Consider the following 22,792-nt stretch of genomic DNA (forward strand, 5'->3'; position numbering starts at 1 on the left):
AAAGCTTTCATGCAAAATTATAGTAATATTATTCCATCGTTTCTGACAAAATTTTCTCCTGATCCGAATAAGCCTTTTTTTAGTTGGTTTTTGTGGGTTGGTGTATTGATATTGGCGTTTTTTTGGCCGATTCCTAATGGGTTGTTGCCATTCCATAGGAATTTTTTGCTGCTCCCCGTTTTTTTTATATTGTTTTACGATGTTTTTTCAGATAAAAAACTTCGGGAAGAGGTGGCAAGACCAATTAAAGGCAAACTCTGGCCTGTCGGGCTGTTGAGTCTATGGTTGTTGATAGTCGGTCTTTTCTTTTCAGGAAAAGGTGTCGGCTATATGGAGCTATATAATGGAAAATGGCTGCGGGTTATTGAAACAGGATTCATGGGGATAGCAATCCTGCCGGTTGTTCTGGCCTATCAAAAAAAGTTGGACGCCGTAGATATTTTCTGGGGTATCATTTGTGCGATGTGGCTCGTGCCACTCGTGCAGATGCTTGACATCATTTGGCTGGGTTTCAAGAGCCACTCCATTCCATGGCAAGAAACACGAATCGCTTACAGTCGGATGGAGTTGAGTGTCCATGTGAATTTGGTATTGTCATTTTTTGCTACGGAACTGACATTAAGAGCTGCGCTTGGCAAATCCTGGTTGTCTGTAAAAACCCCCGTACTGGTTTTTATGTTTGCAGTATGCGTTTTTGTTGACTTACAGCTTGTCACAAGGAATGCCACTGTTGGCATGATAAGTATGGTCGTCTCGAACGTTATTTTCGTGATGCTTTACAGATTTAGGAAATGGGGCACAAAGAAGTTGATACTGGTGGCGTTGGCGGGCATCGTTTTCTTGGGCGCGCTTGTGAAAATATCACTTGTCACCGATCCTCGCTGGAGGTCACTTGCAGAAACTGTGCCTTACTCTCTCGATATCAAAAACTATAAATTTTGGCTAAATAATGAAAAATACCCGCATCCTAGGTTGGCCTCAGGAGAGGAAGTTAGCCTTTCGAATTATGAGCGTCTAGCCTGGGCCAAGGTTGGCATCGAGCTGGTAGCGAAGGAACCTCTTGGTATCGGTATCGGGAATGATAATTTTCATCGACTTGTTGAAAAGCATTTCCAGGAACCATCGACCACGACACAGAGCCACTCGGGGCTGCTGAATTTCACTTTTGCGGCAGGTATCCCGGGTTTGCTTCTTTGGCTAATGCTGATTTTTTCATTTGCGGCGACTGGCTGGAATAGTTTTTATCGTGAAAAGAAGGTAGTTGGACTTTTTCTGTTGATGTTCATTCTTGGGTTTACGTCACGAAGTGTGTTCGATGATGTTTTGCGAGATCACATGCTCGAAATGTTTACCTTTTTCAGCTGTCTGTTACTCGTGATTTGCTACCGGGAAAAGTCACAAGCGGTCGAGTGTTCAGATGGAGGCCCCTCGGCGATGAACCCTCCGGTGGACAGTTGGGGTAAACACAAGAAAAGTTTTTAGGAGTCGTGTTTATGCGCATCGCGCATATCGAGTCATCCATGGACTGGGGCGGACAAGAACTCCGCATCGTCGAACAGACGCAATGGTTGAATGATCATGGCTATCCGGCCTGGATAGTTGCTCGCCCCGGTTCTGCAATTCTCCAGCAGGCCCGCATGAGAGCATTGCCGCTTCTGTCTCTCGAAATCCGCGGTTCGGTAAATCCCACGACATTCTTCTCCTTGCGCCGTTTTTTGGCCGATAATCAGATTGATATTCTTGATTGCCATGGAAATCGTGATAGTACGTACGGAGCCTGGATCAAGTGGCTGACCGGGCGTACGGTGGTGCGCTCCCGTCATGTCACCGATCCCATCGGCGTCAATGCGCTGAAACGCCTGGTTTGGCGCCATGGCAACGATGGTGTGATTGTCACCGCCGGACGGGTACGAGAGATACTCGACGAGGCCGGCCTGGTGAATCCCGAACATGTCTATGTCGCGGTGGCCGGGGTGGATGAACAACGTTTCTCGCCAGACCGGGATGGTGCCGCATTGCGTCAATCCCTTGGTATCCCGGCCAATCACATCGTGATTGCCAATGTCGGCATGATCCGGCCGGACAAGGGGCAACTGCACTTTGTCAGAGCTTGCGCCTCACTCCTGCGGCGGCACAGTGACATCACGTGCATTCAGCTTGGCGAGGCGACGACTCAGACGGAAAGCTACAAGCAAGAGGTAGTGGGCGCCGTACGCACCGATATCGAGAGCGGGCGTATCCGTTTTCTCGGCTATCAGAGTGATATCGAAAACTGGCTGGCGATCGCCGATATGGTCGTTATCGCCTCTGTCGCCACCGAGGCGCAGACTCGTCTGGTGGCGCAGGCGTTCCTGATGAAAAAGAATGTTGTGGCGACCACCACGGGCGGTTTACCCGAAATGATCGATCACGAGCGAACCGGTCTGCTGTGCGAGCCGGGCTCCGATACCGCCCTCGCCACGTCGGTGGCGCGCTTGCTGGATGATCCTGATCTGGCTAGCCGTTTGAGAGAAGCCGCCTTCGATCACGCGCTTCAGTATATGTCTTTCGACTACATGATGCGGGGCATGCTCAATTGTTATCGGGACGCGATGCGGCGTTCGGGGCGAGTGGAGGCCGCATGAAGCGGTTGCGTATCGCCCATCTGATCGATCTGGCCAACGTAGGCGGTGTGGAGACGCTTTACGCGGAGTTTTTGCGTGCTTCACCTCCTGACGGATGGCACGTCGAACATCTGACCGTGGCGGACAGTCCGGAGCCAGCGGCCCGTTTCTCCGACATCGGTCAGCATGGCCGCTACGTCTCCTGGCGCTGCCTGGGGCCTCTGTCTGTGCCGCGCCGGCCGTATGCGTTGCGGGCATGGAACCGTTTGCGCCTCATCCGGCAATTCCGGCCGGATCTTGTGGTGGCGTGGAACCAGTTCACTGACTTCCGGCTTGATCCGGTGGAATTGGGGTGTCCGCTGGTGTACTATGAGCATGGCATGAGCTGGTATACCCACCATCCACGTCAGTTGCAAGGATTCTTCCCCCATGTCGCCTCGGCGATTGCCGTGTCCAGAGCCGGCGCCCGCATGCTGCAGCTCAAGCATCGGGTACCGTTCGATGTGACGGTATGCCCGAACCCGGTTCGTCCCGGATTGTCCGGCCAGAGCCATGTGCCGCGCGGTTTGCCGAGCGGGCGCCCTCTCCGGCTAGGATTCGCCGGCCGGCTTGTTCCCCTGAAAGCGGTTGGGTTGCTGATACTCGCGATCGAAGAGCTGCGCAGCCGGGGCATGCATGCTGAGGCCCGCATCGCAGGAGAAGGGGCCGAACGTCCCGTACTGGAAGCGCTTGTCAAACGGCTTGGTCTGGAGGATCGGGTGATATTCCTGGGTTTGGTCGACGATATGTCGGGGTTCTATCGTTCGATCGATCTTTTTGTGATGACTTCCATGCACGAAACCATGCCTTTGGTGTGCCTTGAGGCCATGGCACATGGTTTGCCTGTTCTGTGCCCGACAGTCGACGGCTTTCCCGAAGTGGTCGATGATGGCAAGACTGGAGCCTGCCTGGCTCCACGTTGGCCGATTGACGACTATGCGCGTGCCACGGGCGCCAGTACCGCTTTTGCTCGGGAGGTTTACGACCCCGACCTTGATTCGCTCGTGCCGACTCGGCTGATGCATCCTGCCGATATGGCCGACGCGCTCCAGTTCATGACATCGACCGAAGAGCGTTACCGGGAACTGAGCGCCGGGGCACTCGCCAAAGCGGCTGTTGCCCACCGCTTCGACGACTGGCTGGCCAGGTTTTACGCGCGGCTTGCCGCCGCGGCCGGCAAGCCGTGACGTTCGACATGGCCAGCGTGGTATTCCGCGAGCGTCGCTCCTGAATAATCTCGCGCCAGATGCGTGAACAGGGCTTCAAGGTCCCGGTAGAGCTCTTCGATATCCGCCTCCGTCCTGAATGTCGGGCTGCCGCCAGGCATGAATTCCGACGAGTGCAGCATGAACTCCAGGTAGTCGGACCCGCCAGCGCCAACCCGGTCGGCGAGTGTGATCATTTCCCTGGCGTTACCTCCACGCGGACGCAACCAGCTCATGGAGCGGGGGCGCGACTTGCCGCGCAGGCGATTCACCGTGTCCTTGAGTCCTTGCACGATAGATGAATATTTCGGACGTGTTGTCATAGGAATTTCCAGCAGTGGCAGCGAGCCGGCTTGGCCGATATCACATTCGTCGAGCCAGTAAGCCGACTCCGGGAATTCTCTGTAGTCGGTTCCTCCCCGACCCTGACGGGCTCCTCTTGTCTGGCTCCAGTCGACATGCGGAGTCACCGAGCAGTCCACCTTGTACCCGTGTTCCACCAGCAGCTTGGCATAGCGGCCGTCGAAGGCCCAGCGTCCGGCGCGGTGGCTGACCATCTTGACCCCGAACGTATCCTCCAGAAGATGGGTCATGGTGGCTATCTTGGCGCGCATGACTTCCAGCGGGTATTCGATCAGGTAAGCTTTGTCCTCGCCACCGTGGTCGGTTTCAGGATGCAGAGGAGGACTGTTCCAGGCATGCAGATGCATGCCGATCTCCGCTGTTTCCCGGGAGATCACGTCCCGGGCGAAAGCCTGGTAGACTGGATCGATCGCCATTTCGTGGTTGGTCAGATAGCACGGCTTGAAGCCGAAGCGTTCGCACAATGTCTGGAAGCGCTCGAGAAAACCGGCGTTGCGGGTAGTCAGCGTGGCTGCATTGCCCCACAGGTCGTCGCCTTCCGTGTCGATGGTGATAAGAAAGTGCTTTTTCATGATGCAGCCTTGGATTGCCCGTTTGCGAGGGCCAAATAACGATCGACGATACTCTCGACAGAGAAGCGCCTCAAGAGTGCCTCGGGAATGGCTGGCGGTACGGTGGTAACTTCGTCGATGGCGCGAGCCAAATCGCCGCAGGACGGCTCGACGATCCAGCGGGCGAGTTCACCTTGCAGAATATCGTTCGGCCCGTCAGGGTGGTAGCGCGTTGAAACGACTGGTGTTCCGCAGGCCATTGCTTCAACCAGCACCAGTCCGAATCCTTCATGATCTGAACTGAGTACCAGTGCCTCCGCCGCGCGCATCCACGGGTAGGGGTTTGACTGAAATCCGGCAAGAACCACGCGTGGCGAGATACCGAGGGCTAGAGCGCGTTGTTTGAGATCTGCCGTTTCCTCATGGCTGCCTTTGCCCACAAGCACGAGCTTTCCGGGATAGTTCGCGCTGGCAAAGGCCTCAAGAAGCCTGTCATGGCGTTTGACCGGATGGAATCGGCCGACGTGCACGATGAAGCGCTCCCCGTCCATTGGGCACGGCTCCATAGCGAGCTGCCGTACGGTGGGAAGATCGACGGGATTATCGATAATCTCCAGCTTTGCCGGCTGTATCCCTCCGCTTTCCAGAATGTCACGGGCTACACCTCGCCCGACGGCAATCAGCTTGTTATTGCCATATGTGTTCTTGAGTTGATGCTTTTTCAGGATTCGAGCCAGTCCGCTCCTGCGTTCCAATTGGGTTTTGGCAACGGCGCCGTGCAGGCAGTACCATGCCCGTGTCCCGAGCGATGACGCGGCGACGATACGGTCGGTTTTGGGCAGATTGGAGATAATGAGTTGTGGCGGCGACGGCAGCCCGGCGACCGCCGCGTCCAGCGCCCTTGCGCGCCGGCGAATCTCGGTCTGGCGGCGCAGCGGCCCCCGGTACCGATCCTCGAGCTGGATAAAGCGCACGCCGTCGGGCAGGGTATAAGCCATTTCCGCGCGTAATGAGATGAGGGTCACATCGAGGCCGCGAGCGAGCATGCCGCCAGCCAGCGTCAGCACGACCTTCTCAGCCCCCCCGCCTGCGAGTCCGTCGATAATGAAAGCGACATGACATACGCTCATGGGCGCTCTCCGGCCAGGAAACCCCTCGCGGCGTCAAGCACCGGCTCGACTGGTATTGCCCGGAGGTAGCGTTCCGTGGTCGACGTGTCCACCGCGTCCGGATCGATCAGCGGGCCGTAATCCGCTGCGTGGATCAGCGCATGCCGGGCCATCCAGGGGTGCCATTCGTTGATTTTACTGGGACCGAACAGCGCGACGATATCGCGGTCCAGAGCGGCGGCCATGTGCATCGGCACCGAATCGACGCCGATGAACAGTCCGGCGCCTTCGATCGCCGCGGCAAGTTCCGTCAGACTCAGTTGGCCTGCCAGCGAATGCACGCGTGGCGATCGTACGCGCCGCAGGATGGCATCCACCAAAGCGAGCTCTTCCCTGACGGGGGCGGCGGTCATGATGATTGTGTGACCATCATCGGCCAGCGACTGGATCACGCTGGCAAAGCGGTCGTCTTCCCAGCATTTGAAAAACCACCGGGAGGCAGGATGGATGAGGATATAAGGCCCGGTCACCCCGAGTGCTTCGAGCTGCCTGCCGACTGTATCGCGATCGCGTTGATCGATCGCCATCACGCAACGTTTATCGGCGGGTGCGGCGGTGATGCCAAGCGTTTCCAGTGCGAGCAGGTTCTGTTCGACCGTGTGAATGGTATTGCTGGGAGCCAGCGGAGCGAGGCGGCTGAACAGGGACGCCCAGCGGTTTCCGCGGCGCTTGGGGTAATCGAATCCCACCGCCTCCTGGCGGGCCAGCAATCTGGCCAGCAGTGCGCCGTTCCATTGGTCGGACAGGTGAATCACCCAATCGTAGCGCCGACCGGCCATCCGGCGATACAGGGAAAGGAGGTGGCAGAGTTTTGCCGCGCCCTTGAGGCCGCGATCCAGACCCCATACCCGGTCGATGTCCGTGTTGCGCGATACGATGGGTATGGTTTCCCGGTAAACCAGAAAATCGATCTGCGCATGCGGATAGCGCATTTTGAGAACCCGCGCGACAGGCGTGCACAGAAGGATGTCTCCATGGTGTCGCAACTTGATCACCAGAATGCGTTTGGGTGGGGCGAGGTCAGTCAAGGTCGAACGGTCCGAAACGGGTTGTAAAGCGATATGGAGGCAAGGATAACGCAAATGGCGTTGCCGGGGGATGAGGAGCGGGGATTCTTTTTATGTTTTATATGATTGGCATGTTTCGGATGGTGCCGTGGCCAGAAACGAAAACACCGGCGCAGAGCCGGTGTCGGAGCAACTGCCGTCTCAGACGGCTTGATGCCATTCAGGTGTTGAACAGGGGATTCATCGGATCCATGTCCCGTCCGTTTTTCTGGATGGTTTTCCAGACATTCTGCCCCTGCAGTCTCGGGTGAACATCCGTCGCCAGTTGCGAATAAGCCTTGACGTCACGGTCCGAGGAGTAGGCCCGGAGCAGGGTGACCTTGGCGGCCAGATTGTCCGGTTCGTCCGCCAGCGCATCGCGCAGCACGCGGACGGCCTCCTTGGTTTTCCCGTAGGCCAGGAAAACCTCGGCCTCCCCGATCGGGTCGATTCCCCTGTCCCGCGGCTTGGTGTAGGAGACCGAGCGCCAGACCTTTCGACACAGTAACAAGGCGGCCAGGCAGCCCAGTCCGCTGATCATGCTTGTCATCATCACGTGTTTTTCCCTCTCTCTACCTTTGTTGTGTCACTGACGGCCGGTGTTGTGGTCATCAGGTGCGCTGTTCCGGAAGAGGTCCGGCCTGAGGGGAGGAGGCGAAGGTGACGATGCGGGGAATGCGATCAGCCTGCACATGGACGAACGCGATCGCCGGTCAGTACCCTGTCCAGCGTGCGATCGTCCACATCCCCTTTCAGTACCGCGCGTCCCAGCCGTTCGAGAAGGACAAAACGGATAGCGCCCTGTTCCACTTTTTTGTCGTGGCTCATCAGTGACTTCCAGTTTGCCACACCCAAGTCGGGCGCGTGTACTGGCAACCCCGCATTTTCGATCAAATATCCAATCCGGTTGCAATCCTGTTGCGAAAGCCATCCATACTCCCGTGACAGTTCGGCGGCCAGCACCATGCCGGCAGCAACGGCTTCGCCGTGCAGCCAGGCTCCGAAGCCCAGCCCCGCCTCGATGGCGTGACCGAATGTGTGGCCAAGGTTGAGCAGTGCGCGGCGTCCCTGTTCCCTTTCGTCTTCGGCGACGATTTCCGCCTTCATCTCGATGGAGCGGCGTACCGCATAAAGGAGCGCATCGTGTTCGCGTCCGCGCAATGCGTCGATATGCTCTTCCAGCCAGGCGAAGAAGGCGTCGTCGCCCAGCAGCGCGTATTTGATCACTTCGGCCAGCCCCGCCGAGATCTCCCTGTCGGGCAGGGTTTCCAGCAGGGAAAGGTCGGCAAGCACCATGCGCGGCTGATAAAACGCGCCGATCATGTTCTTGCCCAGCGGGTGATTGATCGCGGTCTTGCCGCCGACCGATGAGTCGACCTGGGCGAGCAGGGTGGTCGGAATCTGGATGAAATTGGCTCCGCGCTGATAACAGGCGGCGGCAAAGCCCGTCATGTCGCCGATCACTCCTCCGCCCAGCGCGATCAGCGTGATCTTGCGCTCGGCGCGGGCTTCGAGCAGCGCATCGAAAATCCGGTTCAGCGACACCCAGGTCTTGTGCTCCTCGCCATCGGGAAGGATCACCGGGATGCAGGCGATGCCGGCGTTCTCCAGCGCGTTTTGCAACGTGGCGAGGTAGAGGGGCGCCACGGTGGTATTGGTGACGATGGCGACCTGGGGAACGGGAAGGTGGGGCAGGATCAGGTCGACCCGCTTAAGGAGATCCCGGCCGATATGAATGGGGTAACGGGTGTCCGGCAACGCGAGGTCGAGTGTCTGCATGTCAGTTCCTGGGGGGGGTGGGGGATCGGAGCAGGTGTTCGAGTTCCGCGACCAGCAGGTTGACGTTTTGCTGGGTGGTATCGACGACGAGATCGGCGATTTCGCGGTAGAGCGGGTCGCGCTCCCGGTACAGGCTTTCCAGCTTTGCTCTGGGGTCGGCGGTGCGCAGCAGGGGGCGGTTCCGGTCATGGAGGGTGCGGGACAGCAAGTCATCGATGTTGGCGCGCAGGTAGATGACCTTGCCGTGCGTTTTGAGCAGTTCCCGGTTGGCGGGCCGCAGCACCGCCCCGCCGCCGGTCGCCAGAACGATGTTGTCGAGTCCGACAAGATCGGCGATCACCGAGCTTTCCCTGTCCCGGAACCGTTGTTCGCCTTCGATATCGAAGATCGTGGCAACGCGAACCCCGCAACGCGTCTCGATTTCATGATCCGAGTCGTAGAAGGTCCTGCCGGTTCTCCGTGCCAGCGCCCGGCCCACGGTGGTCTTGCCGGCGCCCATCAGACCGACCAGAAAGAGGTTGCCTGCCAAATTATCCATGACAGGCATTGTATCCGAGGCCGCCCGGCCTGTCAGGGGGTGGGCGGAAGCAGGTCGGCGATGATCTTCGGCGTAATGAAAACCAGCAATTCCCGGCGCTTGTTCGCCGCCTGCTTGCTGCGGAACAGGGCGCCGATGCCCGGGATGTCGCCGAGGAGGGGGACTTTCTGCTGAAGGTCGCTCTGCTCTTCGACATAGATACCGCCGATGACCACCGTCCCCCCGTTCTCGATCAGCACCTGGGTGGTGATTTTCTTGGTATTGATGGAGGGGGTACCCTGCACGAGCTGGCTGAAATTGGCCGAGTCCTTGGACAGATCGATGTTCATCAGGACCGTGTTGTCCGGGGAGATCTGTGGGGTGACCTTGAGGCTCAGCACCGCCTTTTTGAACTCGACCTTGGTCGAGATGCTGGTTCCGCTGCCGGTATCGGACTGGTAGGGGATTTCCTGGCCCTCCTCGATGCGGGCCTCGGTCCGGTCCGAAGTGAGCACGTGCGGACTGGAAATGACCTTGCCCTTGTCTTCCGCCTGCATCGCCTGCAACTCGAGTCCGATCACCGCGCTCGCCCCGGCGCGGAACAGGGCCGCCACCGAGTTGTAGGGGGTCTTGATCGGCAGGTTCACGCCAATGCCGGGCATTTTCAGCGTCCCATCATCATTAAGCGTGCTACCTAACAGCATGTCTTTACTGTAGCGGGCAAAACTCAGCTTCACCCCCAGATCCCGGCTGAAATTGTCGGTCGCTTCCACGATGCGCGCTTCGATCAGAACCTGGCGCACCGGTATGTCGGTCTTGCGGATCAGCCCGCGGATCTTGTCGATGACCTCACGGGTATCGTTGACGATCAGTGTGTTGGTTTTGGGGTCGAGCAGCACGCTGCCACGCTCCGACAGCACGGTGCCGCCCTTACTGCCGCCGAGCGAGCGGTCGTCGAGGATTTTCCGGAAATCCTCCGCCGAACGGTAGCGCAGCACAAAGGTGTCGGATTGCAAGGGCGCGAGATTGCCGAGTTGTTGCCGGCTCTCCAGCATCTGCCGGTCATGGTTGGCCAATTCCTCGCGCGGCGCGACGCGAATGATATTGCCCATGCGGCGTTGATCCAGGTCGCGACTTTGCAGAACCAGATCCAGGGCCTCTTCCCACGGCACATCCTTGAGCCTGAGCGTGACCGAACCCGTCACCGTGTCGCTGACCACGATGTTCATCCCGGAGAACTCCGCGATGACCTGGAGCAGATTGCGCACATCGATGTTCTGGAAATTAAGCGACAGCCGGTCAGCACGGGAGGCGGCGGCCTTCGGGCGCGCCGCTGGAGTCGCGGGCGCCTGCGCGGGGGTGTTCAGCCCCGGCTTGACGACCTGGATCGTCAGCTTGCCGTCCGCCTGCCAGCTGGTGAATTGCGCATTGGGATCGAGCGTGACCAGCAGCTTGGCCTTTTTACCCTGGTTGCGGGTCTCGATACGTCTCACCGGAGTGGCGAAATCGGTCACGTCCACGCGTCGCTCGCGCCCCGCCGGGAAACGCTGGCCCGGTAGTCCCACGACGAGGATGGCGCCATTGCGGTGGATATCCGTCACGACATTGCCGGCGGGAAGCGTCAGCTCGATACGCCCCTCGCCGGCCGCGCCCCGGGCGAAGTCGAGCGCGAAAGGCGTCTCCTCCGCCCGGACCGGCGCTGCGATCTTGCTGCCTTCGCCCAGCACGAGCTCAAGCGTGTTGCCTTCCGCCCGGGTGCGCCATGAGGCCTGGCGCGCAAGATTGACGACCAGCCGTGAACGGCCCTCAACCTCGACGGCCGACAGCGAGCCAACCAGCTCTCCTGCCAGTTCCAGCGCCTCCTTGGGCAAGGTAAGCCGGTGCTGGCCAAGATCGAGGTTCAGGCGCGGAGGTTGATCGACCATGAAGGCGCGGGTGTCGCCCGGCGGGGAGTCGAACGTCAGGGTCAGAATCTCTTCCCCTTGCGAAGAGCGGGAGAGTGCCATGCCTGTCAGGGCGGCCATGGCGTGGCAGGGCCAGTGGCCGATGAAAATGGCGAGCGCGGTAAGGAGATATCCTTGGCGGTGTCTCATCGTTTGGGTTCCGGTTCTCTCAGGGCCAATGTCGTAATGCGTTGTGTCCAGGTGCCGTCGGTTCCCCGCAGCATTTCCCGGATGTCCATGCCGTCTTCCCGCACGTTCTGGATGCGTCCGAAGCGGGTGCCGATATGATTGCCCGGCGCGACGCGTTGCACGATGCCGTCCGGCGTGCGGACCAGCGCTTCGCGCTTGCCGCCACGAGTCAGCGTGCCGACCATTTCCAGTTTGTCGAGTTCGTAATTTTCCAGCAGCTCGCGCGGCCGGGCGCTATCGGCGTCTGACGGCAGATTAAGGTACGAGAACTGTGACAGCCGGGCAGGCTCGAACGGGTCTTGCAGCAGCTCTGGCGTGATCTCGTACGCGACGTGCTGCGTGATACTGGGTAGTGGCGCGACCTTGCCGCGCGTGGTGCGCCGGGCATGATCCATCCATTCGTCGAGGTCGTCTGGCGAGCCGCCGCATCCGGCGAGTGTCAGGAGCAGGGTGACGAGCAGGAGGTGTCTCATGGCGTTTTTCTGCCGGTGGCCAGTGGTTTGGTGACGGTCCGCGCCGCCTGTTCATCGGCTTCCAGAGCCCTGAAGGTCCGCAGTTTCGCCTGCAGCGTCATACGACCGGATTTCCCCGGAGCGAGGGTCAGTTCGCTCAGCGTGACGATACGCGGCAATTTCGCCATGTCGGCGGTGAATGCGACCACGTTCCGGTAGGTGCCTGTGACGCGAAGGGAAATCGGCACTTCGGCCAGATCGCCCCTGATGACTTCCGGTTCCGGACGGAACAATTCGAAACGCACGTCGCGCCCCGCGCCGGCCTGATTGATGTCGGCCAGAAGCGACGCGATATTGGAGCGGGTCGGCAATTGACGAATCAGTTGCGCGAGCGCCCCTTCCACCGAGCGCAGTTGTCGTTCCTGTTCCGCCAGGCTGTGGACGGCGCGCAGCTTCTCTATATAGGTCTGTCGCAGCTCGGTTTCCTGCCTGCGCGCGTCGTCCAGCCGGGCGAGCGGCCCATCGAGCAGAAATGTGTAGCCCCCCGCCAGAACCAGCGTGCCCAGCAGCGCGGCGACGAAACATTGCCGCCGCACCGGCCAGTCGGCCATGGTACGCAGATCCAGTTGCCTGAGTTCGTCGAGTGTCATTGACGGGCTCCTTCCGAGGCTGCATGGCGAGTCGGTGCCTGCGACGCTTTTACCGACAGGGAAAATTCGCTGCCGCGCGAAGCGGCGTCGGCCGGATCGCGCAGATAATCCAGCTGCGGGTCGCTCAGCATCGGTCCTTGTCCCAAGAGGATCAGATAGGCCGACACCCGCTCCGCGGACTGGGCCATTCCGGTGACGATGATGCGCTGACCGTCCTGTGACGGTTTGATTTCCTTCAGGTAGACGCCCGGCGGGGTGAGCAGGGAGAACTGCTCGAGCAGCCGCACGGCGTCGTTGCGTCCGGCCTGCAGTTTTTCCACCAGTTGCTGGCGCTCGATCAGGGTCTGTTTTTCCCGATTGAGGGAAGCGGCGCGGCGCAAGGTGCCGTTGAGCGTATTGATGGCGTCTTCAAGCTTGCCGTTCCTGGCCCCCTGGTCGCGGATAGCGGCGTCGATCGCCACGGCGGCGAGGGCGAGCAAGGCGGCCGAAACGAGCACGGCGAGGATCAGGAGCAGCCGGAATCGACGTCGGTGGCCTTCGCGAAGCCGTTCGCGGTAGGGGAGGAGGTTTATCCGGATCACAGGTCGAACCTCCTGAGGGCAAGGCCGGTGGCGACCAGCAGCGAGGGCGCATCGGCCAGCAGATCCTTGATGGCGACGTCACGCCCCTGGATCATGGTGGCGAACGGATTGGCGAGCATGGTGCTGATCTGGGTACGAAGCGCGACCGCATCGTCGAGTCCGGGCAGCAGGCTGCTGCCGCCGGCGAGCAGGATGTAGTCGATCCGTCCGTAACGGTTCTGGCTGACCATGGTGTAGAAGAACTGCAGTGCGCGCTGCACCTCCATCGCCAGGGTGTCGATGAACGGGTGGATCAACTCGGCCTCGACGCCTCCGGGCAGGCCGCTACGCGTTGTCTCCACGCCCAGCCGGCGCTGGATGTCGCGCGTCAGTTGCTGCCCGCCAAAAGTCAGATCGCGGTAATGGAGCTGTTCGCCGTTGCGTACCACGCTGCAATGAATGCGCGAAGCCCCGATCTCGAACAGGGCGAACGTCTGGTCGAGCCCCTGATCGGGCATCTGCAGGCGGATCTGCTCGAGCGCGGTCATCGACGCGAAGCACTCGACATCGACGACGCGCGCCGACAGACCCGCGAGCTCGACCGCGGCGACGCGCTCCTCGACCCGCTCCCGGCGGGCCGCGCACAGCATCACTTCCAGGTCGTCCAGATTGCCCTGCGCGGCGCCCAGCACCTGAAAATCCAGGTTGACTTCGTCGATGGGAAAGGGGATCAGGCCGGCCGCCTCGTTGCGTACCCGTTCTTCGAGAACATCCGCATCGCTGGCCGGGATCGACACCTTTTTGTAAATGGCCATGGCGGTGGGGATCGCCAAGGCGGTCTCCCGGGTGGAGGTGCCAAGCGCCTGCCAGGCGCTGGCGATGGCTTCGGCGATGGCCTCGATGTCATGGAAGGCGCCTTCCTCGACGGCGCCTGCCGGCAAGGGTTCGATACGGTAGCGGTCGAGCCGTATGGCCCTGCCGGTGCGTGACAGTTCGACCAGCTTGACCGAGGAGGAACCGATATCCACTCCGATCAGCGGCTGGGCCGCGGCATGCCGCAAGCCGGCCCGTTGCAGCCAGCCGGCACTTTTCTCAAAAAATTCGGCTAACATGGGCGCTTTGGCTCCCTCTTGGCGGCTATCGATCGGAGGGGGACGGAACGAAACTGTCTTGTCCCGTTGCCCAAGACGTTATAATCCCTTTTCTTGTGACGCTTTTCGACCATTCTATGCTTAAGCGAATCCTTGCCATTCTGGCTGGTCTGTTCATCGGTGGCGCCGTTGTGGCGGCCGGTGCGCTGGCCGTGGCGATCATCATAACCTACCCGACTTTGCCCAGTCTTGACTCGCTCACCGACTACCGGCCCAAGATCCCGTTGCGGGTCTATTCCGGCGATGGCGTGCTGATCGGCGAGTTCGGCGAGGAGCGCCGTTCGTTCCTGCGCATCCAGGATGTTCCGCAACCGATGAAGCAGGCCGTGCTGGCCGCGGAAGACGAGCGCTTTTACCAGCATAGCGGAGTCGACTATATCGGTGTGTTCCGCGCGGCGCTGACCAACCTCGTGACCGGGCACAGCAAGCTGGGCGCCAGCACCATCACCATGCAGGTGGCCCGCAATTTCCTGCTGTCGCCGGAAAAGACTTTCACCCGGAAATTTACCGAGGCCCTGCTTGCCTTCAAGATTGAGCATTCTCTCTCCAAGGATCAGATTCTCGAGCTGTATTTCAACCAGATTTATCTGGGGCAGCGCGCCTACGGTTTCGGCGCAGCGGCGCAGGCCTATTTCGGCAAGTCCATCAAGGACCTGAATATCGCCGAGATGGCTATGCTGGCAGGGTTGCCCAAGGCACCGTCCGCGTACAATCCCATCGTCAATCCGGAGCGGGCCACATTGCGCCAGCAATACGTGCTGCGCCGCATGAAAGATCTGAACTTTATCACCCCTGAACAGTATGACGATGCGATGCAGGTCAAACTTAAGGTGGTTAGTCAGGCTCTGGACAACAGTTTTCCCGCGCAATATGTTGCGGAAATGGCTCGGCAGGCGATGTACGAGCGGTATCGCGAGAAAGCCTATACCGACGGTTTCCGCGTCGTGACCACTATCAACAGCCATGACCAGCAGTGGGCCTACGACGCATTGCGCGCGGGGCTCATCGATTTCGACCGCAAGCACGGCTACCGGGGCCCGGAGAGTTTCATCGACACCCGGGAGTCACAGGGCGAGGATCCGTCCGAAGTGCTGGATGACGCGCTCTCCGAGATCCGCGACAGCGGCGACATGCTCGCCGCGATCGTGCAAAGCGCGTCGCCGGTCGAAGTGCGGGCCTATCTGCGCGGCGGCAAGATCGCCTCGGTCAAGGGGCCTGGTCTCGATTTCGCCCGACGCGCGCTCAATCCACGCCTTCCTGCCGCCCAGCAGATCCGTCCCGGAGCGGTGATCCGCGTCAGGGCCAACGAGAAGGGGTACTGGGAAATCGTGCAGATGCCGGAGGTCGAGGGCGGCTTCGTCTCGCTCGACACCCGTACCGGGGCGATCCGTTCCCTGGTCGGCGGGTTCGATTTCAACCGCCGCAGCTTCAATCACGTGACGCAGGCATGGCGCCAGCCCGGTTCCACGTTCAAGCCGTTCATCTATTCGGCCGCGATCGACAAGGGGCTGCCTCCTTCAACCATCATCAACGACGCGCCATTGACCGTCGACCTTCAGGATGGAACCGGCCAGCGCTGGATTCCGAAAAACGATGACGGCAAATTCCTTGGCATGATGTCCATGCGTCGCGCCCTGACCCTGTCGCGCAACCTGGTCTCGGTGCGTCTGATCAAGGCCATCAGTCCTGACTACGCCCAACAGTACATCCAGCGCTTCGGGTTTTCCGCGAAGCAGCACCCGGCTTATTTGACCATGGCGCTGGGCGCAGGATCGGTCACCGCGCTGCAGATGGCCGAAGGCTATTCGGTGTTCGCCAATGGTGGTTATCGCACCAAGGCCTATTTCATTGACCGCATCGAGGACGCGACAGGCAAGGTGCTGGCCAAGACCGTGCCTGCCGTGGCCGGGCAGGGCGCGCAGCAGGCGATCGATCCGCGCAACGCCTTTATCATGACGAGCATGATGGGCGATGTGGTGCGGTACGGTACCGCTGCACGGGCGATGGCGATCGGACGTCAGGATCTGGCCGGCAAGACCGGCACCACGAGCGATTTCAAGGATGCGTGGTTCGTCGGCTTCAATCCCGGTCTGGTCGCCGCCACCTGGGTAGGCTACGACCAGCCGCGCAGCCTGGGACGCTATGGATATGGTGGAACCGCGGCTTTGCCGATCTGGATCAATTACATGACCAATGCGCTCAAGGGCGTGCCAGAGGTCGACATGCCGGTGCCCGCCGGCATCACGGTGAAGCCGGGGGCCGGCCTGAGGGGGGGCGACGAATATTACTACGACGAATTCCCGAAACCGAATCCGGAAATCCATCTGGATAACCAGGGGACCGTGCCGAGCGACGGGCCGTCCGATGAGGATGCGTCAGCCGCTCAAAGCGATGCTCCGGTGCGGGATGCCGTTGAGAACGTGAAGGAGCAGCTGTTCTGATCTGCTGATCATCCCATCCGCAGGAAACGAACCCGTCACGCGTGCGAGCCGTGACGGGTTTTTGCATTTCGGAGTTGTCCTAATCCACTCTGATGAGGTTTCCGCCAGAATCCGGCTGTCAGATGCAATGCCATAGAGGCAAGGAGCCGGAGTGTTATGAAATCCATCATCGTCGTCGACGACCACCCTGTGGTAAGGCTGGCCGTCAGGAACACCTTCGGGGGGCAGGATGATTGCCTCTTTGTGGGAGAAGCATCCGGACCGGAAGAAATGATGGCGCTGATCCGGCAATTGCCGCCCGATCTGGTGATACTGGACATGATGCTCGGCCGGAACGATGGGTTGACGCTGATTCGCAAGATACGGACGATCGACCCGGAGATCCGCGTGCTGGTGTTCAGCACGCGGGACGATGCCGTGCACGTTGCGCGGGCGCGGCGCGAAGGCGCCAGTGGCTACGTGTCCAAGAATGCGGAGCCCGGCGTCCTGTTGCAGGCCGCCCGTTCAGTGCTGGCCGGTTTTCTGGTTTTTCCCGAAACCGACGGAGCCCGGGGTCATGAACAGATCGCCGTCGCGCCCGATATCTGCCTGAGCCGGCGTGAACTGTCGGTGCTGACCCTGATGGCCGGAGGAATGCGCAACAAGGCGATCGCCGAGCGCTTGTATCTGAGTCCTAAAACGATCAGTACCTACAAGGCGCGCATGCAGGAAAAACTCGGCCTCGCATCAACGCTCGAACTGATCGACTACGCGCGCTTTCACGGTCTGGGCTGACGCCCGCGGGGCTTATCCGGTGCGGCAAGGCGCGAACAGATCAAGGGCCGGCCGGTAAACCGAGGTCTGGATATCCAGCAAACCCAATACGGAATGGAACAGATAGTCGTGCGTATACCGCCGGTCGCTGCGCGCTTTGAGGCAGCGCCCGTCAACCTTGAAATCGTTCTGGAAGTTGGCCGACAGCCACAGCGCCGCGGCGATGTGCTTTTGCTGGTCCGGCGCGACGAAATACGGGGCGCCGTGCAGGTACATGCCGTGTTCGCCAAGCGATTCGCCATGGTCGGACAGATAGATCATCGCCGTGTCGAGATCGGCATTTTTCTTGAGCAACTCGATGGTGCGCGACAGTACGTAATCTGTATATAAGATTGTATTATCGTAAGCGTTTACAATTCCCTGACGATCGCAGCGGTCGAGCTGGCTGGTTTTGCAGACCGGCTTGAAGGTTTCGAAGCGGGCCGGATAGCGCTGAAAGTAGGCAGGTCCGTGACTGCCCATCATGTGCAGAACCACGACCATGTCCTTGCCGGCTTTGTTCGAGGCCTCCCTCAGTCCTTGCAGCATGATTTCGTCATGGCACTCGGTGTCGCAGAACTCCGGTATGGCAAGATCCGTCGTGCTGATCGTCGGAACCCTGTCGCAGACGCCCTTGCATCCTGACTGATTGTCACGCCACTGCACCGCGAAACCGGCTCGCTGAATCACGTCCAGCAGCCCTTCCTGTCCCTTGGCCTTGCTGTCGCTGTACCCTTCGCGGGTCAAATTAGAAAACATGCAGGGCAGCGAGACGGCCGTTTCGGTCCCGCATGACCAGACATTCGGCAGATTGATCACGCCGGGTTCGCGGGCCAGTTGCGGAGTCGTATTGCGGGCATAGCCATTCAGACCGAAGTTTTCCGCGCGGGCGGTTTCCCCCACTACGATCACTGTCAGGCTGCGCCGCTTGCGCTGCGCCCATTGCGGGCCTTTTTTGGCATCCGTGCCCAGGGGCGCGACGACGGTCGGGCGGGTCAGGTAAGTGTCGTTCACGTACCCCCAGGTCGCTTGCAAGGCGTTGGACGGAATCAGCAGCAGGCGGATTTCGCGATGGTTTCGGAACAGCGAGGCGAACTCCTGATAAAACAGCATGGCGATGGCCAGTATCACCGCGAAGCTGGCTATCGCGGACAGTACGCGCACGCCAAGCTCGCGCCAGAAAGGTCTCCACGCGACGGGAAGGCGCCATACGGCTATGGAAGGAATGACTCCGAGGACGATAAAGTACCCCGCCATTTTGAAGGTCAGCAGGTCGAGCGACTCGGCGCGGTTGGTCTCCATGACGTTCTGTATCATGCGCGCATCAATCATCACGCCGTACTGGTTCATGAAATACGTGACGAACGAGGAAAGTACGAGAAGCCCGATCGCCAGCGGTTTGAAGACATAGGGCGATGCGACAAGACTGAGCACCAGATTGTAGTAAGCCAGGACCAGCAGGCCAGCCACGCCGATAAATCCCCAATCCTTCGGACTCACCGGATCGACAAAGGCGATCAGCCGGGTCCAGAAGGGATAGTTGTAGCAGAGCAGCAAAAGGGCCGATACGGCCAGGGTAACGACTTCACTGCGCAGCGGGCGTTTTACCACAATACTCGACTCCGGATTCTTCGACCAGGCGGCCACGAAGGCAAGAGTATGCCTACATGACGGAGGGGCTTCAACCTTGACCCCGATGGCGCGGGGGAGTGTGGCCGCATGGGGACGCCGGATACCGGTCTGTCCTGACTCAGGAATTCGGCCCGTTGCGGATGGAACCCGAAACACCGGTCATGGCCGCGGTCCGTGCGCGCGGCCGTCAGCGGCCCTGTGCCAGTTGCGCGCCGGCATGCCGGTCAAGGCGCCGGAACAGTTGGCACGAGAGGGCGGTCAGCCCGCCCATGGCAACGAACGCGAGGCCATAATCCGCCGTGTGCGGTATGGCGTGACCGTTGGCGAATGCTATGCCTTGCAAGGCGAAGGCGCCAGCCGTGACGCCGAAGCCCGCCGCCAGTTGCTGCGCCACGCTGGAGAGACTTGTGGCGTGGCTCATCCGCTCCGGGGTGACATCGGCAAAGGCGATAGCGTTCAGACTGGTGAACTGCAAGGAGCGCAGGCAGCCTCCGAGCAGAAACACCGCGAGCATCAGCGCATGAGGGGTGCGCGGGTCGAAAAGACCGAAAATCGCGATGGAGAATCCCGCCAGAATGCTGTTGGCGACCAGCACCCGCTTGAAACCGTAGCGTCCCAGGATACGTGAGACGATGGTTTTCATGAACAATGCCCCGATGGCGGTAGAGCAGGTGAGCAGTCCCGATTCGAACGGACTGAAGCCGAAGCCGAGCTGCAGCATCAGGGGCAGCAGGAAAGGCGTGGCGCCGATGCCCACTCGGAACAGAAATCCTCCCACCACACTGGCGTGAAAGGTTGGCGTGCCCAGCAAAGACAGATCCAGCAGCGGATGGCTGCTGCGTCTGAAATGCCGGACATAGAGCAACAGCAATCCCGCGCCGCCCATCGTCAACGCGCCCGACATCGCCGATGAGAGCATGTGCTTGCCTTCGGTTGCCAGCCCCATCATCAGAGCCGACAACCCGACTCCCGACAGCAGAAAGCCCTTCAGATCCAGTGGAGGAACGTTGTCCTCCCGGTGATTCTCGATGAAACGCGCGGCCAGCGCGAAACCGAGCACGCCGATGGGCACGTTGATGAAAAAAATCCATCGCCAGTGAAAATAGGTGCTGATGAAGCCGCCAAGCGGAGGGCCGATCACCGGGCCGAGCAGCGCGGGTACCGTCAGATAACTGAGCGCTTTGACCAGTTCGGATTTGCGGGTTGTGCGGACGATGACGAGCCTCCCGACCGGTACCATCATCGCGCCGCCCATGCCCTGAACGAAACGGGCCAGGACGAAGCCTTCCAGCGTACTGGAAAAGGCGCACATCAGTGAACCGAAGATGAAAACGGCGATCGCCCACCGGAAAATCCGTCTTGCCCCGTGCCGGTCGGCCATCCAGCCGCTGACCGGAATGAACACGGCAAGGCTGACAAGATAGGACGTCAGTGCCAGTTTCAGGGAAATGGGGTCCACCGACAGGTCGCGCGCTATCGCGGGCAAGGAGGTGGAAATCACCGTCGCATCCATGTTTTCCATGAACAGCGCGGTAGCCACGATCAGGGGGGTGAGCATGGCTCGGTCGAACTTCAGCATGGCAGTCGCTAACGGGGTCAGTGGCACTCAGTCTAGCACCGTGTCGGACAGGATATCAGAGGTGTATTGCAAATAAATACTATGCCCTGGACGCGTTGCTTCGCGCGGCGACGGAACCCGCCGGGTGTGCTTCCGGCATTGATCCCGGACGTGGGGCCGGAATGATGGCATGACAGTCTGGGCCGGAGGGAGAAGAGGAGCGCGAGGATGGTCCATGGCGGGACAACCGGCTCCTCTTCTTTGTCGTCAAGGCGGCTCTGTCGCCTCAAGCGATCGCGTAGGCGATGTTCAGCGCGGCGTGGTTTTGCGGCGCCGCATGCGCAAGGTCAGCGCAACCAGCCCGAAGCCCATCAGCGCATAGGTTTCCGGCTCGGGAATCGTGTTGACCTGGGCGACATACCTCAATTCGTTCACGCGCAGCTGGAAAGGATCCGAGTCATTGAGCGAATAATGGAAATCGGTGTTGGTTTGGGTGCCGATCAGCACATAGCCTTTGCCCTTGCGCGCACCACTGAGGATCGCATTTCCGCTCTGGCCGGTGATGAATGTGGTGAAGCCCGCGGCCTGCACCTCGCTATGGGAGAAATTGTCGCCACCCCAACTCGCGCCCGCGCCATTGAAAATCGGGTTGGTGATGTCCTCCGCGTAGCCCCGGCTGGAGTAAGGTTCGCCTTCATTGCCGATCGATGCGCCGAAAACCAGCGAAGTTCCATCGCCCCATACCGCCGCGTTCAGGAACAGGCGTCCTCCCGCGAGCACGTAATTCTCCAGTGCCGAGCGGTTGGCCCTGACGAAGGCGCCGAAATCTGTGCTGGTGTTGCCGCCTCCATCGATATAGAGCGTTGAATACTTGCTGAAGGAGTCGCTGAACGAAATGCGGTTCCACTTGCCGCTGCCAAATGCAATGTTCATGGCGGAGATGTTGCTGTTACTGCCCCACGGCTCACTGCTTCCCGACATATAGGCGATGGTGCTGGACCATGCCGTCCCCGACAACAAAAACATTGCCAGGACCAGACTGCTCACTGATTTTTTCATGAACGCATCCTTAACAATTCTTTTTATCGAAACGGAACTCCCGGCTTCGCATGATGGGGCGGGGCAGGGATAAGGCTTACTTTATGGATCTTGTTAAGTCTGAATGCAATATTTACTGTCAATGCGTTTGGCATTTTCCGGATGGGGTATGGGGGAGGACTGGGTGTGCCATCACACAGGAAAACCCGTTAAATCGGGCCTTCCCGCGCAGGTGATGATCAGGTCAGCGGTGTGTTTTTCTGTTGCGAAGCCGCAACGTCAAGGCAACCAGCCCCATGCCCACCAAGGCATAGGTTTCCGGTTCGGGCACGGCCGAGGTGATGCCCCAGGCCTGGAATTCGGAGACGGAGAAATGGTTGTCGCCTCCCGCCGCCAAGATGGAGAAAGCCGTGGCGTGAATGGCTCGGTTCAATGTGTACGAGCGGGTGTTCAGTCCCCACCTTGTCGGTAAGTCTAACGTGGTCAGATTATGCCAAGTGTTCGATGTGTCCCGGTAGCGAATAGTGTAAAGGTCATTGCTGTCGGCCTGCAGCAGGATCGATTGCACCAGCGATGAACCACGCAACGCGATGGTGATGCTGTCCTGACGTGGTGGGCCGGCCCAGAATACCGTGCCGGTATTCCATTGCCGCCCGTTAGGCAGCAGGATGCCGTCAGTGATGCTCGCTGCCGGAGCGAGGACGGAGCCGCCCCATCCGCCGGCGTTGCCGAAATGGTTGCCCTGCAGCGTGACGCTGCTATTGAGCGCGACATTGGTCAGCGCCGCTTGTGCCGTGCCGATACTCAGGGCGGTCATGCCCAGAAACAGAAGTGTTTTCATGGTGTCGGATCTCGGTAATGATGATGGATGAATCGTCGGACTCTCCTGCTGCCTCGAGCGGCTTTCTGTGAAAACAGATATGCGAGTTCATTTAAAGATGGTAGAACAAAAATATATTTTTCCAGCTGGCATTATGGACGGGGCGGATGAAGACAAACCGTATGTCAAGTCTTTTTGGATTGTTTATCATTTTTTTATGAAAATTATTGCCAGGGGATTGATGGGTAAAGTGATGGTAGATTGCACGGGTATCCATTATGAATCTGTGCCGAT

Annotated in this window: 20 protein-coding genes; 5 read left to right on the forward strand and 15 right to left on the reverse strand. The window is 59.8% G+C overall.

Going from position 1 to position 22,792, the window contains the following annotated elements; genetic code table 11:
* The first annotated feature begins 9 nt into the window (after positions 1-9).
* From JNO50_RS02330 to JNO50_RS02340, 3 genes are read left to right on the forward strand one after another with little or no spacing between them, the layout of a single operon-like run.
* Positions 10-1,482, forward strand: coding sequence for an O-antigen ligase family protein (locus JNO50_RS02330; RefSeq protein WP_189533845.1), 1,473 nt, complete (start codon positions 10-12; stop codon positions 1,480-1,482).
* An 11-nt stretch (positions 1,483-1,493) separates the two neighbouring features.
* Positions 1,494-2,624 (forward strand): glycosyltransferase family 4 protein, encoded by a 1,131-nt coding sequence (locus JNO50_RS02335; protein ID WP_189533843.1) that lies wholly within the window; start codon positions 1,494-1,496, stop codon positions 2,622-2,624.
* Positions 2,621-3,829 carry a glycosyltransferase gene (locus JNO50_RS02340; RefSeq protein ID WP_189533841.1) on the forward strand — a complete coding sequence of 403 codons (1,209 nt, stop codon included), beginning with the start codon at positions 2,621-2,623 and terminating at the stop codon, positions 3,827-3,829. Before JNO50_RS02335 ends, JNO50_RS02340 begins: the two co-directional genes overlap by 4 nt.
* Here the strand turns inward: JNO50_RS02340 and JNO50_RS02345 are convergent.
* From JNO50_RS02345 to pilM, 11 genes are all read right to left on the reverse strand, one after another.
* Positions 3,793-4,782, reverse strand: a complete 990-nt coding sequence (locus tag JNO50_RS02345; protein ID WP_189533840.1) for a polysaccharide deacetylase family protein — start codon at positions 4,780-4,782, stop codon at positions 3,793-3,795. The genes JNO50_RS02340 and JNO50_RS02345 overlap by 37 nt on opposite strands.
* Positions 4,779-5,891, reverse strand: coding sequence for a glycosyltransferase (locus JNO50_RS02350; protein WP_189533838.1), 1,113 nt, complete (start codon positions 5,889-5,891; stop codon positions 4,779-4,781). Before JNO50_RS02350 ends, JNO50_RS02345 begins: the two co-directional genes overlap by 4 nt.
* Positions 5,888-6,958, reverse strand: a complete 1,071-nt coding sequence (gene rfaQ, locus JNO50_RS02355; protein ID WP_189533836.1) for a putative lipopolysaccharide heptosyltransferase III — start codon at positions 6,956-6,958, stop codon at positions 5,888-5,890. The genes JNO50_RS02350 and rfaQ overlap by 4 nt, the downstream gene beginning before the upstream one ends.
* 199 nt (positions 6,959-7,157) lie before the next feature.
* Positions 7,158-7,529, reverse strand: a complete 372-nt coding sequence (locus JNO50_RS02360; protein WP_229804669.1) for a type IV pilus assembly protein FimV — start codon at positions 7,527-7,529, stop codon at positions 7,158-7,160.
* Positions 7,530-7,657: 128 nt separating this feature from the next.
* Entirely contained in the window at positions 7,658-8,755 is a 1,098-nt protein-coding gene (gene aroB, locus JNO50_RS02365) for a 3-dehydroquinate synthase (protein ID WP_189533834.1), read from the reverse strand.
* A gap of 1 nt (position 8,756) precedes the next feature.
* Positions 8,757-9,302, reverse strand: coding sequence for a shikimate kinase (locus tag JNO50_RS02370; RefSeq protein WP_189533832.1), 546 nt, complete (start codon positions 9,300-9,302; stop codon positions 8,757-8,759).
* Between the two features lie 23 nt (positions 9,303-9,325).
* The gene (locus JNO50_RS02375) at positions 9,326-11,365 is read right to left on the reverse strand and encodes a type IV pilus secretin PilQ (RefSeq protein WP_189533830.1); all 2,040 of its coding nucleotides are present in this window, start codon (positions 11,363-11,365) and stop codon (positions 9,326-9,328) included.
* The gene (locus JNO50_RS02380; RefSeq protein WP_189533828.1) at positions 11,362-11,877 is read right to left on the reverse strand and encodes a pilus assembly protein PilP; all 516 of its coding nucleotides are present in this window, start codon (positions 11,875-11,877) and stop codon (positions 11,362-11,364) included. The genes JNO50_RS02375 and JNO50_RS02380 overlap by 4 nt, the downstream gene beginning before the upstream one ends.
* On the reverse strand, positions 11,874-12,506 hold the full coding sequence (locus tag JNO50_RS02385) for a type IV pilus inner membrane component PilO (RefSeq protein ID WP_189533827.1): 633 nt from the start codon (positions 12,504-12,506) through the stop codon (positions 11,874-11,876). The genes JNO50_RS02380 and JNO50_RS02385 overlap by 4 nt, the downstream gene beginning before the upstream one ends.
* Positions 12,503-13,087 carry a PilN domain-containing protein gene (locus JNO50_RS02390; RefSeq protein ID WP_189533825.1) on the reverse strand — a complete coding sequence of 195 codons (585 nt, stop codon included), beginning with the start codon at positions 13,085-13,087 and terminating at the stop codon, positions 12,503-12,505. Before JNO50_RS02390 ends, JNO50_RS02385 begins: the two co-directional genes overlap by 4 nt.
* On the reverse strand, positions 13,084-14,178 hold the full coding sequence (gene pilM, locus JNO50_RS02395; protein WP_189533823.1) for a type IV pilus assembly protein PilM: 1,095 nt from the start codon (positions 14,176-14,178) through the stop codon (positions 13,084-13,086). Before pilM ends, JNO50_RS02390 begins: the two co-directional genes overlap by 4 nt.
* Positions 14,179-14,294: 116 nt before the next feature.
* Here pilM and JNO50_RS02400 point away from each other — a divergent pair, with 116 nt between their 5' ends.
* Together JNO50_RS02400 and JNO50_RS02405 are read left to right on the forward strand one after the other, a co-directional pair.
* Positions 14,295-16,658, forward strand: a complete 2,364-nt coding sequence (locus tag JNO50_RS02400) for a penicillin-binding protein 1A (protein WP_189533821.1) — start codon at positions 14,295-14,297, stop codon at positions 16,656-16,658.
* A 156-nt stretch (positions 16,659-16,814) separates the two neighbouring features.
* On the forward strand, positions 16,815-17,432 hold the full coding sequence (locus JNO50_RS02405; RefSeq protein WP_189533819.1) for a response regulator transcription factor: 618 nt from the start codon (positions 16,815-16,817) through the stop codon (positions 17,430-17,432).
* 12 nt (positions 17,433-17,444) lie between these two features.
* On the opposite strand, the gene JNO50_RS02410 is transcribed toward JNO50_RS02405, so the two are convergent.
* From JNO50_RS02410 to JNO50_RS02425, 4 genes are all read right to left on the reverse strand, one after another.
* Positions 17,445-19,061 (reverse strand): phosphoethanolamine transferase, encoded by a 1,617-nt coding sequence (locus JNO50_RS02410; protein ID WP_229804667.1) that lies wholly within the window; start codon positions 19,059-19,061, stop codon positions 17,445-17,447.
* A 208-nt stretch (positions 19,062-19,269) separates the two neighbouring features.
* Positions 19,270-20,661, reverse strand: coding sequence for an MFS transporter (locus tag JNO50_RS02415; protein ID WP_229804666.1), 1,392 nt, complete (start codon positions 20,659-20,661; stop codon positions 19,270-19,272).
* A gap of 288 nt (positions 20,662-20,949) precedes the next feature.
* On the reverse strand, positions 20,950-21,699 hold the full coding sequence (locus JNO50_RS02420; RefSeq protein WP_189533817.1) for a PEP-CTERM sorting domain-containing protein: 750 nt from the start codon (positions 21,697-21,699) through the stop codon (positions 20,950-20,952).
* A 223-nt stretch (positions 21,700-21,922) separates the two neighbouring features.
* Positions 21,923-22,519 carry a PEP-CTERM sorting domain-containing protein gene (locus JNO50_RS02425; protein WP_189533815.1) on the reverse strand — a complete coding sequence of 199 codons (597 nt, stop codon included), beginning with the start codon at positions 22,517-22,519 and terminating at the stop codon, positions 21,923-21,925.
* Positions 22,520-22,792 lie beyond the last annotated feature (273 nt).

It is taken from the genome of Paludibacterium paludis (assembly GCF_018802605.1).
Lineage (GTDB): Bacteria > Pseudomonadota > Gammaproteobacteria > Burkholderiales > Chromobacteriaceae > Paludibacterium > Paludibacterium paludis.